Origin of the sequence: Kribbella sp. NBC_00382, from assembly GCF_036067295.1 — a bacterium.
Classification (GTDB): domain Bacteria; phylum Actinomycetota; class Actinomycetes; order Propionibacteriales; family Kribbellaceae; genus Kribbella.
The window spans coordinates 1,622,360-1,638,178 of sequence record NZ_CP107954.1; the positions used below are offsets into that span (position 1 = coordinate 1,622,360).

The 15,819-nt window shown below is 67.3% G+C and carries 15 protein-coding genes; 9 read left to right on the forward strand and 6 right to left on the reverse strand.

From position 1 onward, the window contains the following. Position 1: 1 nt before the first annotated feature. The 3 genes from OHA70_RS08090 to OHA70_RS08100 form a co-directional block, all read right to left on the reverse strand. Positions 2-1,015 (reverse strand): LacI family DNA-binding transcriptional regulator, encoded by a 1,014-nt coding sequence (locus OHA70_RS08090; RefSeq protein ID WP_328330196.1) that lies wholly within the window; start codon positions 1,013-1,015, stop codon positions 2-4. Positions 1,016-1,722: 707 nt separating this feature from the next. Continuing rightward, positions 1,723-2,148, reverse strand: a complete 426-nt coding sequence (locus OHA70_RS08095; protein WP_328330198.1) for a hypothetical protein — start codon at positions 2,146-2,148, stop codon at positions 1,723-1,725. Positions 2,149-2,264: 116 nt separating this feature from the next. After that, a complete protein-coding gene (locus OHA70_RS08100; RefSeq protein WP_328330200.1) occupies positions 2,265-3,251 on the reverse strand; it encodes a hypothetical protein in 987 nt (328 codons plus the stop codon). 210 nt (positions 3,252-3,461) lie between these two features. Here OHA70_RS08100 and OHA70_RS08105 point away from each other — a divergent pair, with 210 nt between their 5' ends. From OHA70_RS08105 to OHA70_RS08115, 3 genes are read left to right on the forward strand one after another with little or no spacing between them, the layout of a single operon-like run. After that, complete coding sequence (locus tag OHA70_RS08105) at positions 3,462-4,208, forward strand: sugar phosphate isomerase/epimerase family protein (RefSeq protein WP_328330202.1); 747 nt, start codon at positions 3,462-3,464, stop codon at positions 4,206-4,208. Beyond that, entirely contained in the window at positions 4,205-5,302 is a 1,098-nt protein-coding gene (locus OHA70_RS08110) for a Gfo/Idh/MocA family protein (protein ID WP_328330204.1), read from the forward strand. The genes OHA70_RS08105 and OHA70_RS08110 overlap by 4 nt, the downstream gene beginning before the upstream one ends. Continuing rightward, complete coding sequence (locus OHA70_RS08115) at positions 5,302-5,907, forward strand: SGNH/GDSL hydrolase family protein (protein ID WP_328330206.1); 606 nt, start codon at positions 5,302-5,304, stop codon at positions 5,905-5,907. Before OHA70_RS08110 ends, OHA70_RS08115 begins: the two co-directional genes overlap by 1 nt. Positions 5,908-5,930: 23 nt before the next feature. On the opposite strand, the gene OHA70_RS08120 is transcribed toward OHA70_RS08115, so the two are convergent. Further along, a complete protein-coding gene (locus OHA70_RS08120; RefSeq protein ID WP_328330208.1) occupies positions 5,931-6,512 on the reverse strand; it encodes an adenylate kinase in 582 nt (193 codons plus the stop codon). 137 nt (positions 6,513-6,649) lie between these two features. Between OHA70_RS08120 and OHA70_RS08125 the strand changes: the two genes are divergently transcribed. Continuing rightward, on the forward strand, positions 6,650-9,127 hold the full coding sequence (locus OHA70_RS08125; RefSeq protein WP_328330210.1) for a glycoside hydrolase family 2 protein: 2,478 nt from the start codon (positions 6,650-6,652) through the stop codon (positions 9,125-9,127). On the opposite strand, the gene OHA70_RS08130 is transcribed toward OHA70_RS08125, so the two are convergent. Beyond that, on the reverse strand, positions 9,114-9,701 hold the full coding sequence (locus tag OHA70_RS08130; RefSeq protein WP_328330212.1) for a TetR/AcrR family transcriptional regulator: 588 nt from the start codon (positions 9,699-9,701) through the stop codon (positions 9,114-9,116). The two genes, OHA70_RS08125 and OHA70_RS08130, sit on opposite strands and share 14 nt — an antisense overlap. Positions 9,702-9,750: 49 nt before the next feature. On the opposite strand from OHA70_RS08130, the gene OHA70_RS08135 reads away from it, so the two are divergent. From OHA70_RS08135 to OHA70_RS08155, 5 genes are read left to right on the forward strand one after another with little or no spacing between them, the layout of a single operon-like run. Further along, positions 9,751-10,308, forward strand: a complete 558-nt coding sequence (locus tag OHA70_RS08135) for a GNAT family N-acetyltransferase (RefSeq protein ID WP_328330213.1) — start codon at positions 9,751-9,753, stop codon at positions 10,306-10,308. Between the two features lie 27 nt (positions 10,309-10,335). Beyond that, the gene (locus OHA70_RS08140; RefSeq protein ID WP_328330215.1) at positions 10,336-11,283 is read left to right on the forward strand and encodes a polysaccharide deacetylase family protein; all 948 of its coding nucleotides are present in this window, start codon (positions 10,336-10,338) and stop codon (positions 11,281-11,283) included. A gap of 51 nt (positions 11,284-11,334) precedes the next feature. Further along, complete coding sequence (locus tag OHA70_RS08145) at positions 11,335-12,690, forward strand: APC family permease (protein WP_328330217.1); 1,356 nt, start codon at positions 11,335-11,337, stop codon at positions 12,688-12,690. A 32-nt stretch (positions 12,691-12,722) separates the two neighbouring features. Then, complete coding sequence (locus OHA70_RS08150) at positions 12,723-13,127, forward strand: hypothetical protein (RefSeq protein ID WP_328330219.1); 405 nt, start codon at positions 12,723-12,725, stop codon at positions 13,125-13,127. Continuing rightward, positions 13,127-14,353: a glutathionylspermidine synthase family protein gene (locus OHA70_RS08155; RefSeq protein ID WP_328330221.1), complete on the forward strand. Its 1,227-nt coding sequence runs from the start codon at positions 13,127-13,129 to the stop codon at positions 14,351-14,353. Before OHA70_RS08150 ends, OHA70_RS08155 begins: the two co-directional genes overlap by 1 nt. On the opposite strand, the gene OHA70_RS08160 is transcribed toward OHA70_RS08155, so the two are convergent. Then, positions 14,354-15,814: an NAD-dependent succinate-semialdehyde dehydrogenase gene (locus OHA70_RS08160; RefSeq protein ID WP_328330223.1), complete on the reverse strand. Its 1,461-nt coding sequence runs from the start codon at positions 15,812-15,814 to the stop codon at positions 14,354-14,356. Positions 15,815-15,819: the final 5 nt, after the last annotated feature.

Sequence of the window (15,819 nt, forward strand, 5' to 3'; positions counted from 1 at the left end):
ATCAGGCGGGTGGCGGCCCCGAGCTGCCGCGCACGACCAGCGCGGGGGTGGAGTAGAGGTGCGACTGCGGCATCGCGCCCTCGAGCAGATCGAACAGCCGGTGGGCGACTTCGGCGCCGTAGGCAACGATGTTGTGGCTCATCGCGGTCAGCGTCGGATGGGTCAGCCGGCACAGCGTCGAGTCGTCCCAGGCGACCAGCGTGACGTCATCCGGCGACTTCAAGCCCAGACCGTTGACCACCGACAGACCGGCCACGGCCATCAGGTCGTTGTCGTAGATGATCGCCGTCGGCCTTCCCTTGCTCGCCATCAGCTCCCTGGTCGCGACGGCGCCTTCCTCACCGGAGAAGTCGGTGTGCACGACCCGAGCCTCCAGCCCGAGCCGCCGGCTCATCGCCGCGAAGGCCTGGTCGCGGATCCAGACATGACCGTGCTCCGGCGGCCCGGCCACCCGGGCGATCTCCCGATGACCGAGAGCCGCGACATGCTCGACGGCGGCGGACATCGCCGACGTACCGTCGGTCCAGACGCAGGCCAGCCCGTCCGCGAGCGCTGGATCCCCGACCAGCACCGCGGGCAGCTCGAGCTTGCGCAGCAACGGGATCCGCGGATCGTCGACCCGCAGGTCGACGACGAGCACACCATCCACCCGGCGTTCGGCGGCCCACTTGCGGTAGGTCGCCATCTCGTCGACCAGGTCCGGTACGACCTGGAGGGCGAGCGCGTACGACCGGTCACTCAGCACGGACTCGACGCCACCGACGAAGCCCATGTAGAACGGTTCCTCACTCAGGGTCTTGGCGGTCCGGGCCAGCACCAGCCCGAACGTCTCACTCCGCGCCGCCGACAACTGCCGCGCCGCCCGGTTGGGCACCCACTCCAGCTCCTCGGCGACCTTCAGCACACGAGCCCGGGTGGCCTCACTGACCCCCGGCTGGTTGTTCAGCGCGTACGACACCGCACCTTTGGAGACGCCGGCCCGTCGGGCAATCTCCTTGATCGTGATTCGGGGCACGATGGCCTCCTTCGAACGGGCGGTCCGAACCGTGACGGGCGGTCCGGTAAGCCCCCATTCTGCGACCCCCGTGTACTCCCTGTCTCCAGGTAAACGCTCTCCACCACCCTCCGCAATCATTTGATCAAACATCCAACGTACGACCACGAAACGTAGTCAATCGACTACAACAGCACAGAGCCAACCAACAACCACCAGAGAGAAGAGCAAAACAGAAAGGAAAAGACCTTCAAAACAAGCTAGAGACGGGACCAACGCTCACCCCAAGACCGCGCCCCGCCTCAGTTCGAAGACCCCTGACAAACAAGAACTTCAGAGAGAAGAAGAGTCGGCGACTACCTGGGCTCCTCGCCGCCGGTCCATTCGAAGACGCCTGCTTGCCGGATCTCGGTGCGGGATTCGCCGCCGGACCTGAGGACCAGGTGATACCCCGGGGGCGAACACCAACCGCACATTGCCGCTCTTGAAGACAACACCTGAGACCAGCTTGGTGCCGATCACTAGCCGCAGGTCTTCGATCGGCAGAGGTAACGCCGTGGCGAGGCTGGCTTGGGTCGTGTCCGTCAGTTCGGGTGCCGCATTGCTTGTGACGGTGACACCGCCAGTCAGCTCCAATGTGCAACCGTCAACGGATGCCGAGGCCCGGACGACCTGCTCACCGCGCAACTGCAGGATCCGGCGGTCGTCAAGCTCACTGGGCATCGTCATCAGGAGGTGACTCGGGTGGGCCAGGTGCCGACGAAGAAGTACTCGATCTGGCGGGCGGTTGGAGATTCCATTTTCAGGCCGAGGTCTTCTGTCAGGGACAGGAGCATGTGCACGATGCGGACGAAGGCGTGGAAGTCCGTCCGGAGTACCTGGTCGAAGTCCTCCAAGAGGATGGCGAGGGGCTGCTTGTTCTCGCCTGTCAGTACGTCCCACAGACGATCACTGAAGGCGCCCCAATGGCCGGCGCCCAGGGGCGAGAAGGACAGCGCCTTGCTCAGCACGATGAGGACAGACTCTTCGAGGTCTGGGCCGAGCTCGCCCGCATCTACCCTCACCACCTGAAACTCCAGGGATTCAAGGCTGTCGACGGTCCTGGTGAGCTGGTTCTTCGACAACAGGTACGGGCTGGTGGTGAGCCAATCCATGGCACCTCGGATGTCCACCCACGGGTTGAAGTCCCGTGGAAAGTAAGAGCCCACAGATCATTTTCCCTTGTTCTCGGGAGCCGGGGCCCAGTCGGCGGATGGGGAGGCGCTGGTTTCTAAGGCGTGACTACTTCGAGGCCGGCGGTGTGTTGGAGGTGGGTGTCGGTGATGGTTACGCGGGTGCGCATGCCGCCGGCGTAGCCGCGGGCGCCGGCTGTGTTGGCGGGGAGGGCGGCGAAGAAGGCGGCTGTTTCGGGGGCGCCTAGTTTTTCGAGGATGGCTTGTTGGGCTGCTACTGCGGTGGGTAGGGCGTTGTCTTTCAGGCCGGTGTCGGCGCTGAGGTACAGGCGGCCGATCGAGTCGGGCTTCGAGCCCTTTTCGGCGAACAGGTTGAGTTTGTCCTTTGTGCAGGACAGGCCGGACGAGGTCGGGAGCTCGCAGGAGAAGCCGAGTTGGGTGGCGATCTGTTCGAGTTGCGCGAGCGAGCCTGCCAGCGGCGGTACGGGGCTGGCGGATGGGTTCCAGTCGGCACGCCGGAGAGCGAGCTGGCTGTTCGAGACGGTCGGCCTGCTCATGGTCCCGGTCCCCCAATCGAGAGTCAGGTCCCGGTCGTGCGGGCCGCGGGCCGCCAGGTTCTCAGACACCGTCACCAGGTCGGCCGCCTCGAGTCCCGCCGCCTTGACGACGTCCCCGACCAGTACTTCGAACTCCTCACGCGCGCCATCCTCGTGCCCACCGAGGTAGGCGACCGAGATCGCGATCCTGCCGATCGTGCCGTCGCCCGACGCCTCGAACTCGGTGAGGACATCGTGGTCGAAGTCAGTCCGGTAGCACCCACGACGCAGGCCCAGGCGCTCATCGGCGTACAGGTCCGAGCAGGTCATACCGCGCGCCCGCAGCGCCTCGGTCAACGCACTCGCCTGTCCCTTGGCCGGGCCGGCGGTGTCCGGCATCGGTGCGTACCGGCTCTCCTCGGGCTGAAAGGTCCACCGCACCCCCAGCCAGCCGGCGACGACGACCGCGATCACCACGAGCCCGATCAGCAGGCTACGACTCGGGCGCTTGGGCGCAGGCGACCGCGGCAGGGACGGGGCGGTTGTCATGGCGGCATCATGCCAGTTCGCAGGCTCTCCACCCAGGCGCTGGGTAAGCGCTTGCCTTCAGGGGGTGAAGGCGGCTCGACTGGTGGTTATGGGGTGGTCTGGGGGCGGTTCGCTGGGATAGGCTGCGGCGAGTTACTTAACCGGTTCGGCTAGTCCAGTCCGGGGGCTTCCATGGGCAGCGGGAGTCGCCGAAGACGAGGAGAGAAAAACATGGTCGCAGTGGACAATCTGTCCCTACAGCTCTACACGGTCCGGTACAAGCTGGAGGAGGACTTCGACGCCACGCTCGCCCGGATCGCTGAGATCGGGTACCGCAAGGTGGAGCCCTTCGGTGTCGTCGGCCTGGCCGACCAGCTGGCCGAGGCGCTGCCCAAGTACGGTCTGTCGGCTCCCACGACGCACGCGGGGCTGCTCCGCGACGAGAGCGACCCGATCTTCGAGGTGGCCAAGAAGCTCGGTATCAGCACCGTCATCGACCCGTTCGTCGACCCGGCGCGCTGGCAGTCCGCCGATGACATCAAGGCGACGGCCGCGGCGCTGAACGAGGCTGCCAAAGAGGCGGCCGACCACGGCATCACTATCGGGTACCACAACCACCACTTCGAGCTGGAGTCGGTGATCGACGGAGTGCACGGCCTGGAGATCCTGGCCGACAACCTGTCCGACGACGTCATCCTCGAGCTCGACACGTACTGGGCTGCCGTCGGCGGCGCGGACGTACCGGCTCTGCTCGGCCGGCTCGGCGACCGGGTGAAGGCACTGCACGTCAAGGACGGCGACGGCACCCTGAACAACAAGGCGCAGGTCGCGGTCGGCGCCGGCTCGATCGCCGTCAACGACATCCTCAAGGCGTCGCCGGGCACGCTCCGCGTCGTCGAGCTCGACGACTTCGAGGGCGACATCTTCGACGCGGTAGAGGGCAGCTTCGCCTACCTCACCGGGGAGGACGTTGCATGAGTGCTGTCGGCGTAGGTGTGATCGGCGCCGGAACCATTTCCGACGCCTATATCAAGAGCATGCAGAGCTTCCCCGACCTCAAGGTGGTCGCGATCGGCGACCTGCGCCCGGAGGCCGCGGAGGCGAAGGCAGCGGAGTACGGGATCGAGGCCCACGGCGGCCCCGAGGCCGTGCTCGGCCACCCCGACGTGGAGATCGTGGTCAACCTGACCATCCCGATCGCGCACGTCGAGGTCGCCCTGGCAGCCGTTGCCGCAGGCAAGCATGTGTGGAGTGAGAAGCCGTTCTCGCTCGATCAGGACAGCGGCCTCAAGCTGCTCGCGAGCGCTCAGGACGCGGGACTCCGGCTGGGTTGCGCCCCTGACACCATCCTCGGCCCGGGTCTGCAGCAGTCGCGCCGGATCATCGAGCGCGGCGACATCGGCCAGCCGCTGACCGCGCTGACCCTGATGCAGTCCCCCGGCCCGGAGTCCTGGCACCCGAACCCGGCTTTCCTTTTCCAGGAAGGCGCGGGGCCGCTGTGGGACATCGGCCCGTACTACCTGACGACCCTCGTGCAGCTGTTCGGCCCGGTCGCGGCAGTCGCCGGGCTCGGGTCGAAGTCGCGGGAGAAGCGCACGATCGGATCGGGCCCGCTGGAGGGCACCGACTTCGACGTGACGGTTCCGACGCATGTCAGCGCGATCGCGCGGTTCGAGTCGGGGCAGTCGTCGCAGAGCATCTTCAGCTTCGACTCGCCGCTGTCGCGGGGCGGGTTCGTGGAGATCACCGGCGCCGACGCGACGCTCGCCGTACCGGATCCGAACCGGTTCGACGGTGAGATCAAGATCCGTCGCCGCGGTGACGAGGACTGGGAGGTCCTCGAGACCACCGAGGCGACGGCCGAGCGTGGTACCGGCGTACTGGAGATGGCGCGCGCGATCCGCGAGGACCGCCCGCACCGGGCCACCGGCGCGCTCGCGTTCCATGTCGTCGACGTGATGGCCTCCATCACCGAGTCGATCGACACCGGCTCCTTCGTCGACGTCACCAGCACCGTCGAGGTCCCGCCCGTCCTGCCGGACGACTGGGACGTGCAGGCCTCGACCATCTGATGAACCATGCATTCCTGGATCCCCGGCGGACCATCGTGTTCGCCGGGGACTCCGTCACCGACTGCGGCCGCCGGGACGACCCGGCCGGCCTCGGCGACGGCTACGTGAAGAACCTGTACGACGAGTTGGGCCCGGACCGTCCGCGGATCGTCAATGTCGGCATCTCCGGGAACCGGGCGGTCGACCTCGTCGCCCGCTGGCAGACGGACGTACTCGCGTACGCGCCGGACGTCGTCTCGATCCTGATCGGCATCAACGACACCTGGCGCCGGTACGACAAAGACGACCCAACCTCGACCGAGTCCTTCGAGCACTCGTACCGCGCGATGCTGGACGGGCTGCAGGCCGAGCTCGTCCTGGTGGAGCCGTTCCTGCTGCCGGTAAAGGAAGAGCAGCACACCTGGCGTGAGGACCTAGACCCCAAGATCGACGTCGTACGCCGCCTCGCTGCCGAGTACGACGCCCTCCTCGTCCCAGCCGACGTCGAGTTCAACCGCCAAGCGGCAACAGTCGGCGCGACCACACTGGCCGACGACGGTGTGCATCCGACCGCGGCCGGGCACGCGTTCCTGGCCGACCTCTGGCGCAGGACAGTCCGGGCTTGATCAGCGCCGTCACCTGGGCGGGGTCAGGCGGCCGGCCGGAGCAGGTCGGCGACCCGGCGCATGCGTTCGCGGACCGTGTCGATGTCGGCGGTCGCGTCGACCTCATGATGGATGCCACGGCCGGCGTACAGGGCGACCAGCGGAGCAGTCTGGTCGTCGTACACCTGGAAGCGACGGCGAATGACGTCCTCGGTGTCGTCCGAGCGGTGCTCGATCTCGGCCCGCCGGAGCAGGCGCTTGAGCAGGTCTTCGGGGTCCACCCGCAGGACGACAGCCGCGTCGAGGGACCGGCCCTGGGCGACCAGGATCTCGTCCAGTACGGCCGCCTGATCGAGCGTCCGAGGATAGCCGTCGAGGAGGAAGCCGGCGCGGGTGTCGCCGGCGGCCAGCCGCTCGCGGACCATCGCGTTGGTGACCTCGTCGGGGACGTACTCACCGGCGTCGAGGAAGCGCTGCGCGGTCCGGCCGAGTTCGGTCGCGGCGGCGACCTGGGCACGGAAGATGTCGCCGGTGGAGACCACGGGCACGCCGAGCCGTTCGGCGAGGTGGCCGGCATGCGTTCCCTTGCCGGCTCCCGGCGGTCCCATCAGGACGACAGTCGTCACGGCGGTCTCCCCACTATCGGTAAGTCCCCCAGACTATGGACGCTGCCGCCCGGGCGATACGGCGAACGTCACTCCGGCACTGTGACCTAGAATTTCTTTTGCTCGTCAAGTAATCCGTCCGAAAGAGAGAACCGGCTGTGACATCGACGCTCAGGACTGTTTTGCTGACCACCGCGGGTGGCGCGGCGTGGACCGTGCAGGCGACGGAGGGGCCGGTACCGGAGGGGAGCAGTGCGTTGCTCGCGGCGCCGGTGGCGGCGACTGTTCCCGGGGAGGTCTACAGCGATCTGCTGGCGGCCGGGGTGATTCCGGATCCGTTCGACGGGGACAACGAGGGCAAGCTGCACTGGATCGGGAAGACCGATTGGAGCTACCGGACGGAGTTCGACTGGGAGCCGGACGAGCACGCCGTTCAGGAGATCGTCGCGGAAGGTCTCGACACGGCAGCGCGGGTCGTACTCAACGGCATCGAGATCGGGCAGACCTGCAACCAGCACCGTTCGTACCGATTCGCAGTGACCGGTCTACTGATTGCCGGACGCAACGAGCTGATCGTCGAGTTCGCGTCACCCGTTGCCACCGCCAACCGGTTGCGCGAAGAGTCGGGAATGTGGCCGCACACGAACCTCCATCCCTACAACGCGATCCGCAAGATGGCGAGCAACTTCGGCTGGGACTGGGGCATCGACGTCGCGACGGCCGGGATCTGGCGGCCGCTCCGGATCGAGTCTTGGACCGGCATCCGGATCGACTCGGTCCGGCCGCTCGCCGGGCTTGACGGCGACCGCGGCGTCCTGGACAGCAAAGTCTCCCTGGCATGGTCGGAAGGCGCGACCGATGACGCGACCGTCACCGTCGAGGTCGGCGGTACCACCACCGAGATGACCGTTGCCGCAGGCACCCAAGAGGTCGGCGTCACGTCGACGATCGACGCCGTTGACCGTTGGTGGCCGCGTGGCCACGGCGAGCAGCCCTTGTACGACGTCACAATCTCGGTGGCCGCAGGCAACCACAGCGACGAGCGCCAGACCCGAGTTGGCTTCCGGACAGTCACGATGAACGTTGCCCCTGACAAGGACGGCGGTCCGTTCATCCTGTCGGTCAACGACAAGCCGATCTACATCCACGGCGCCAACTGGATCCCCGACGACGCCCTGTTCACCCGGCAGACCCGCGAGACCTACGCCCGTAGCATCCAGGACGCGGTCGACGCCAACATGAACCTGCTCCGGGTCTGGGGCGGCGGCCTGTACGAGAGCGAAGACTTCTACGACATCTGCGACGAGGAGGGCGTGCTCGTCTGGCAGGACTTCCTCTTCGCCTGCGCGGCGTACTCCGAGGACGAACCGCTCTGGAGCGAGGTCGAGGCGGAGGCCCGCGAGGCCGTCACCCGGCTGAGCAGCCACGCCAGCCTCGCGCTCTGGAACGGCAACAACGAGAACATCTGGGGGTACGTCGAGTGGGGCTGGCGCAAGCCGCTGGCCGGCCGGGCGTGGGGTGAGGGCTACTACATGGACCTCCTCCCCCGCATCGTCGCCGAGCTCGACCCGCGTACGCCGTACTCGGCCGGCAGCCCGTTCTCGTACGACCGCTACATCCACCCGAACGACGAGCGCAACGGCACGATGCACATCTGGGACGTGTGGAATCAGGTCGACTACTCGACGTACCGCAAGTACAAGCCGCGGTTCGTCTCCGAGTTCGGCTTCCAGGGACCGCCCGCCTGGTCGACCCTCACGAGTGTCGTGCACGACGAGCCGCTCGACCCGTACGGCGAGCAGATGCTCGTGCACCAGAAGGCTTTCGAGGGCAACCTCAAGCTGGAGAAGGGGCTCGGCGATCACCTGCCGATGTGGAAGACGATGGACGACTGGCACTGGACCACGCAGCTCAACCAGGCGCGTGCGATTGCCTATGGCATCGAACACTTCCGCAGCCTGTTCCCGTTGAACACCGGCGCGATCGTCTGGCAGCTCAACGACAACTGGCCGGTCGTTTCGTGGGCCGCGGTCGATGGGCTCGGCGTGCGGAAGCCCCTGTGGCACACGTTGAAGCGCGTGTACGCCGATCGCCTGCTGTCCGTGCAACCGCGCGAAGATGGACTGGTGGTGGCTGCGCACAACGACACGGACGTTGCCTGGAGCACCGAGGTGACGGTCGCGCGACGCAGTACGGCGAAGGGTGGCGAGGTGCTCGCCAGCGAGACCTTCGTACTCGAGGTCGGAGCGCGGGACGGAGTGATCAACTCGTTGCCGGAGTCGGTGGCGACGGCCGGTGACGCGGCGGGTGAGTACATCGAGGTGCGGGCGGCTGGTGGCGGTACGGCGTACTGGTACTTCGTCGAGGACACACAACTGCAGGTCGTCGGCGACGCCTATACGTCCGAGGTCACCGCGACCCGCGACGGGTACGACGTGACCGTGACGGCGATCGCGCTGGCCAAGGACCTCGCGCTGTTCCCGGACCGGCTGGAGAAGGACGCCAAGGTCGACAGCTGCCTGATCACCCTCAGCGCGGGCGAGTCGCACACCTTCCACGTCACCAACGCCTCGGCTCCGGTGACGCCGATCGGCAAGCCGGTACTCCGCTCCGCCAACGACCTCATCGCGGAGTAAGCGCCTCGAGGTGTGAGTGCAGTAGCCGCAGCAGGCGTTTGTGGGTGAAGGTTTTCGGGTCGAAGAGGGCTTGTACTACGAGGCCGTGAGTGAAGGCGGCTAGGGCTGCCACCAGGTCGTCGGGGTTGTCTGGTGGTAGGTCGCCGTCGGCTTGGGCTTGTTCGACGAGGGGCTTCAGGCGGGCTCTCCAGCGGCGATAGCGGGCCTTCTCCATGGCGTGGAGTTCGGGGTTGGCCAGGGCAGCGTCCCAGGAGCTGACCCAGACTCGGTTGATCTCGATGCCCTCGGGAGTGAGCGGCAGTACTGCGGTCAGGGCCTGGCGGAGTGCCTCCAGACCGCCGGCCGCATCGACGACGGGGGCCCGCGATCGGGTGCTCGCCTCCGCCAACTCCAGCGCGTGCACGATGAGCGCCTGTTTGGAGGGGAAGTAGTGCGTGACCAGGCCTGTGGTCGCGTTCAGCTCTGTTGCGACGGCACGCAGAGTCAGGCCGCCGAAGCCTTCGGCGGCCAGCACCCGCCAGACGGCGGCGGAGACGTCTCGTCGTCGGGCCTCGTGATCCAGCTTTGCCGGCATCGTCCTATAGTAGGTACATAACAGTTGATATGTACTCCGGGGAGGCAGCATGTTGTTCGGGTCGAAGCTCACCGAGGGCGCCGAACTGAGGGCGCTCGAGCCGTGGCAGGCTGCCGAGTTTCTCGCGCATATCGACAAGGCGAGGGTCAATATCGAGCCGTATGTCTCCTTCGTCGATGTGGTCGTCGACGAGCAGGGTGCGCGTGAGTTTCTGCAGCGGTACGCCGATCGGCAGGCCGGCGACAGCGGGCGGCTTTACGGGATCTGGTTGGACGGCGAGCTGGTCGGCGGGCTGCTGTTCCGGACCTTCGAGCCGCGGACGGGGTGCTGCGAGATCGGGGCCTGGCTCTCCGCCGAGGCCGAGGGGCGCGGCCTGATCACCCGGGCGGTCCAGCAGTTGATCGACTACGCGATCGGTGTCCGCGGCATGAATCGGGTCGAGTGGCGCTGCTTCACCACCAACACCCGCAGCGTGGCGGTCGCCAAGCGGCTCGGGATGACGCACGAGGGCACCCTGCGGCAGGACTTCCCGTACCGCGGCCAGGTCCACGACAGTGAGGTCTGGGCGATGATCCGCGACGACTGGGAGCACCGCACCTGGGCGTGACCGGCGCGCGAGGCATACTCGGACCTCGTGACTGTTCACTGGGGGATCAGGATCGCCGCGCTCGCCGCGGTCGCGTCCGTAGTACTGGCCGGCTGTGGCGACACCCCGGCCACACCAGGAACAGCAGCCGGTACGCCGACGCTCGGCGACCCAGTCCGGACGACGACACCAACACCGCCCACCACCCCGACCACCGGCGCGAGCACCCCGCCAAAGCCGAGCAGCCCGAGCCAACAGCCCAGCGGACCAACCAGTAGCCCGCCGAGCACCACAGCGCGGCCAGGTGAGTCGCACCAGACCAACCTGATGCCGGTGATCCAGCACGGGCCGCGGGGCAAGAAGTGGGTCGCGCTGACCTTCGACGCCGACCTCACCGCCCTCATGCGCAAGCGCCTCCAGCACGGCAAGGTCAAGTCGTACTACAACGAAGCCCTGATCACGAAGCTGCGCCACGACCACGTCCCGGCCACCCTGTTCCTCACCGGCATGTGGATGGAGCAGTACCCCGACCGTGTCCGCGAACTGGCCGCCGACCCGCTCTTCGAGCTAGGCACGCACACCTACGACCACAAGGGCTTCACCAAGCACTGCTACACCCTCGGCACGGTCCCCAAGGCAGACATGCTGCAAGACGTCCGCCAGGCCATAAGCCTGCTCGACCAGCTCGACAGCCACGCCACCAGGTGGTTCCGCTTCCCCGGCGGCTGCTACGACAGCACAGCCTTGCATGAGCTAGGCCCTGCCGGCGTCACCGCGGTAGGCCTCGACGTACCCGGCGCCGACGGCTTCGCCAAGTCCCCGAAGCCGATCGTCAGGCAGGTGCTCACCCACGTCCAGAACGGCTCCATCGTCGTCCTCCACATGCACGGCGGCGACAACGCGCCGTACACGGACGAGGCGATCACCCCGATCATCGCCGGGCTGCGGCACCGCGGCTTCCGCTTCGTCACGGTGACCCAACTGATGAACGGCTGACGACAGCGCCTCACGCCAAGCGGACCGCCGGGGTGGCACCCTGGGGGGACGATGACGACGACAGCTGATTCGCGGTCCCGTGGGCGGAGCCTGCGACGGGACGCACTGGGGTTGGGTACGTCCACCGCGATCGGGATCTCCTCCTCCGCGCCGGCGTACTCGCTGGCCGTAGCGGTCGGACTACTGGTCGCGTACGTCGGTACGGCGGCTCCCATGGTCCTGGCGCTCTCGGCGGTGCCGGTCGTCCTGGTCACGCTCTGCTTCCGGGAGCTGAACAGGGCCGAGCCTGACTGCGGTACGACGTTCCCGTGGACCGAGAAGGCGTTCGGCCTAGGTGTCGGCCGCATGGTCGGCTGGACCACGGTCATGGCCTGTGTGCTCGTCATGAGCAACCTGGCTCAGGTCGCGTCGGTCTACACCTACGTACTGTTCGGCCTGGACGGCGCAGCCGACTCCCGAGTGGCCCAGGCCGGCCTGGGCGCCGTGTTCATCATCGTGATGGCACTGCTCGCCTACCGCGGCATCCAGATCGCCGCCTGGACCCAGGCGATCCTGCTGACGGTAGAGGTCGTCGCACTGCTCTGGTTCGCCATCAATGCGTTCCGGGAGGCGGGCACCCTCAGCCTCCCGACGGACACCGGCGAGGGCAAGTGGGCGACCGGCCTACTGGTCGCAGTGTTCCTCTACTGGGGCTGGGACTCGTCCTTCAGCGTCAACGAGGAGACCCGCGACCCACGCCGCACCCCTGCCATCGCAGCACTCATCGCCAACGGCTTCCTGGTCATCCTGTACGTCGTAGTCGCCTGGTCCGCCGTCGCCTACGCAGGGGTTGGCCCACTAGCCGACATAGCCGACGACGACTTCTTCTCCGTCCTCAGCAACGACCTACTCGGTACTGCGGGCGGCAAGCTCCTCATCGGCGCAGTACTCGTCTCCGCCCTCGCCTCCACCCAGACGACCATCCTGCCGACCGCCCGGACGATGTTGTCGATGGCCCGGCGGGACGCGTTCCCAGGACAGTTCGCGCGGATCTCCACTCGCTTCCACACCCCCAGCGTCTCCACCTTGGTCTTCGCCGTGGCCAGCCTGGTCATCTACGTGACGCTGGTGCTCACCTCGGACGCAGTACTGGCCGATGCCGTCGGGGCCGTCTCTGTGCTCGTGTCGATCTACTACCTGGCCACTGCGATCGCAGTACCGGTGTACTTCACCGGGGCGATCAGGGGCCGGGTACTGCAGCGGGTAGTCGTCCCCTTGCTGGCGGCGGCGTCGTTCGTCGTAGTACTCGTCCTGGCCGTCTCTGAGGTCGGTACCGGGCCCCTGGTTGTCGTGGGTGTAACCATGGTGGTCGGCGCGCTGATCATGTTCTCGATGAAACCGCCGGCCGAGGGGGAAGGCAGGGCATGACGCAACAACCATCAGACAAAGCGCGGAGAAGGATGCGCAGCGCGGGCATCACGCTCGGGCTGACCGCGCTGGTCGCCGCGTCGCTCACCGGGTGCAGCAGCGGTGACGACGAGAAGGCGGACTACGCCGCGATCTGCGTCGACCCGGAGACCCAGCAGCGCACCGACGACGACAAGTGCAAGGACGACCGCGAGTACCACGGCTCCGGGGCCGGCTTCTTCTGGTTCTACATGGCCACCCGCGGCGGCTTCCTTGTACCACCGGTCGGCGGCCGCTACAACGCCGGCGACGGCAGCTACACCAGCTCGAACCTGCGCAACTCCTCCGGCGGTACGGCGACGATCCAGCGTGGCGGGCTGTCCACCAAGGGCGGCAACATCGGCACCATCGCCCGCGGCGGCTTCGGCAAGGCGAGCAAAGGGAGTCACGGCGGCTGATGTGGCGGCACTCGATCAAGCCCCGCCCGGGCTGGAAGGACAAGGTCGTCGAGCAGGGGCTGGTGTTCCCGATGACGGACCTGCCCGACGGCAGCCAGACCCCGTACTGGAACGAGAGCGCCTGGTACGAGGTGACCATGGACGAGGTGCTGCACCTCGAACGGGTCACCGAGGAGCTCTACGAGATGTGCAAGCACGCCGCCTCGGTGATGGCCTCGGGTGACCGCTTCAGCGACGCCCAGCTCGGCCTGGCGTCCGGCACGCTGCCGATGGTCCGGGAGTCGCTGAAGCGCGACGACCCGTCGGTCTACGCGCGGTTCGACCTGGTCTGGAACGGGGTCGAGCCGAAGATGCTGGAGATCAACGGCGACACCCCGACCGGGCTGGTGGAGTCGGCGGTGATCCAGTGGAACTGGCTGGAGGACGTCTTCCCCGACGCCGACCAGTGGAACTCGGTGCACGACCGGCTGGTCAAGTGGTGGGGCGACCATCGGGCGGCCGGTACGTTCCCGGGCAACGAGGCGCACTTCTTCAACTCGGCCGCCGAGACCACCGGCGAAGAGGCGATGACAGTCGCCTACATGCGCGACACCGCCGCGATGGCCGGCCTGGCGACGTACGGGCACGAGATCGAGGACCTCGGCTGGGAGTCGGAGCAGCGTGCGTTCGTCGACTGGGGCGGGCGCAAGATCCACACCGCGTTCAAGCTCTACCCGTGGGAGGACATGCTCGACGAGGAGTTCGGCAAGTACATCCTGTCCGGGCTCGAGCGGGAGCCGGTGCGCTGGATCGAGCCGATCTGGAAGACGATGCTGTCCACCAAGGCGATCCTGCCGATCCTCTGGGAGCTCTACCCCGACCACCCGAACCTGCTCCCCGCGTACTTCGGTACGCCCGGCGATCTGCTCGAGTGGGTGGCCAAACCGCTGCACGGCCGGGAGGGCAGCAACATCCGGATCCACACCATCACCTCGACCGAGGACGATGTGCACGACGGGCCGTACGACACCGACACGATGGTCTACCAGGAGTGGAGCCCGCTGCCGTCGTACGAGGGCAACCGGGCCGTGATCGGCAGCTGGATCGTCGACGGCGTCGCGGCCGGCATGATGGTCCGCGAGTCCGACGGGCCGGTCACCGACTACTACGCGCGGTTCGTCCCGCACGCGATCGGCACCGAGGCCCGCCCGGACGAGGAGACCATCCAGAAATGGCTCGTGGAGTAATCAGTCCACGGCGACCGCGACGTACTTGATCTCCAGGTACTCGTCGATGCCGACGGTGCCGCCCTCACGGCCGAGGCCGGACTGCTTGACGCCGCCGAACGGTGCCGCCGGGTTGGAGACGATGCCCTGGTTGAGGCCGATCATGCCGGTCTCGAGCCGTTCGCTGACCCGCAGCGCGCGGCTGATGTCGTTGGTGAACAGGTACGAGACCAGGCCGAAGTCGGTGTCGTTGGCCATCGCGACCGCCTCGTCCTCCGTCTCGAAGGCAGTCAGCGGGGCGACCGGGCCGAAGATCTCCTCCTTCTGCAGCCGGGCGGACTTCGGTACGCCGGCCAGCACGGTCGGCGGGTAGAAGTAACCGTTGCCCTCGGCAATCGTCGCGCCGGTCAGCACCTCGGCACCCTGGGCCACCGCGTTGTCGACCAGGTCCTTCACCTTGTCCCGCTGCTTGGCGTCGATCAGCGGGCCGAGGTCCACCCCGTCCTCGGTACCGCGGCCGACCTTCAGCGCGGACATCCGCTCGGTCAGCTTGGCGGCGAACGCTTGCATCACGGACGACTGCACATAGATCCGGTTGGCCGCCGTGCAGGCCTCGCCGCCGTTGCGCATCTTGGCCAGCATCGCGCCGTCGACGGCCTTGTCCAGGTCGGCGTCCTCGAAGACCAGGAAGGGCGCGTTGCCGCCGAGCTCCATGCTGGTCTTGAGGACCTTCTCGGCGGCCTGCTCGATGAGCTTCACCCCGACCGGGGTCGAGCCGGTGAAGGACAGCTTGCGAGCTCGGCCGTCGCGGATCAGCGGCTCCATCACGCCGCCCGAGTCTTGGGTGGTGACGACGTTGAGTACTCCCGCCGGCAGACCCGCCTCGGTCATCAGCTCGGCCAGCTTGAGCATCGACAGCGGCGTCTGCGAGGCCGGCTTGATCACCATCGTGCAGCCGGCGGCGACGGCTGGGCCGATCTTGCGAGCACCCATCGCGGCTGGGAAGTTCCATGGCGTGATGAGCAGGCAGGGTCCGACCGGCTGGCGCATCACCAGCAGCCGGCCCTTGCCGTTCGGGGCGACCTGGTAGCCGCCGTCGATCCGGACCGCTTCCTCGGCGAACCAGCGGAAGAATTCGGCGGCGTACGCGATCTCGCCCTTGGACTCCGCGACCGGCTTGCCCATCTCGAGCGTCATCAGCAGGGCCAGGTCGTCGGCCCGTTCGGTCATCAGCTCATACGTGCGTCGGAGGATCTCGCCGCGCTCCCGGGGGGCCGTGGCAGCCCATTCGGCCTGGGCCGCGACGGCGGAGTCCAGGGCGGCCAGTCCGTCGGCAGGACTTGCGTCGGCGACCTGGCACAGCCTCGTACCGGTGGCTGGGTCTTCTACCGCGAGGGTCTTGCCGCCCTCGGCCGGTCGCCACTTGCCTGCGATGAAGAGTTCGGTCGGACAAGCCTCGACGACTTCCTGCTCCCGCGACATCAGCC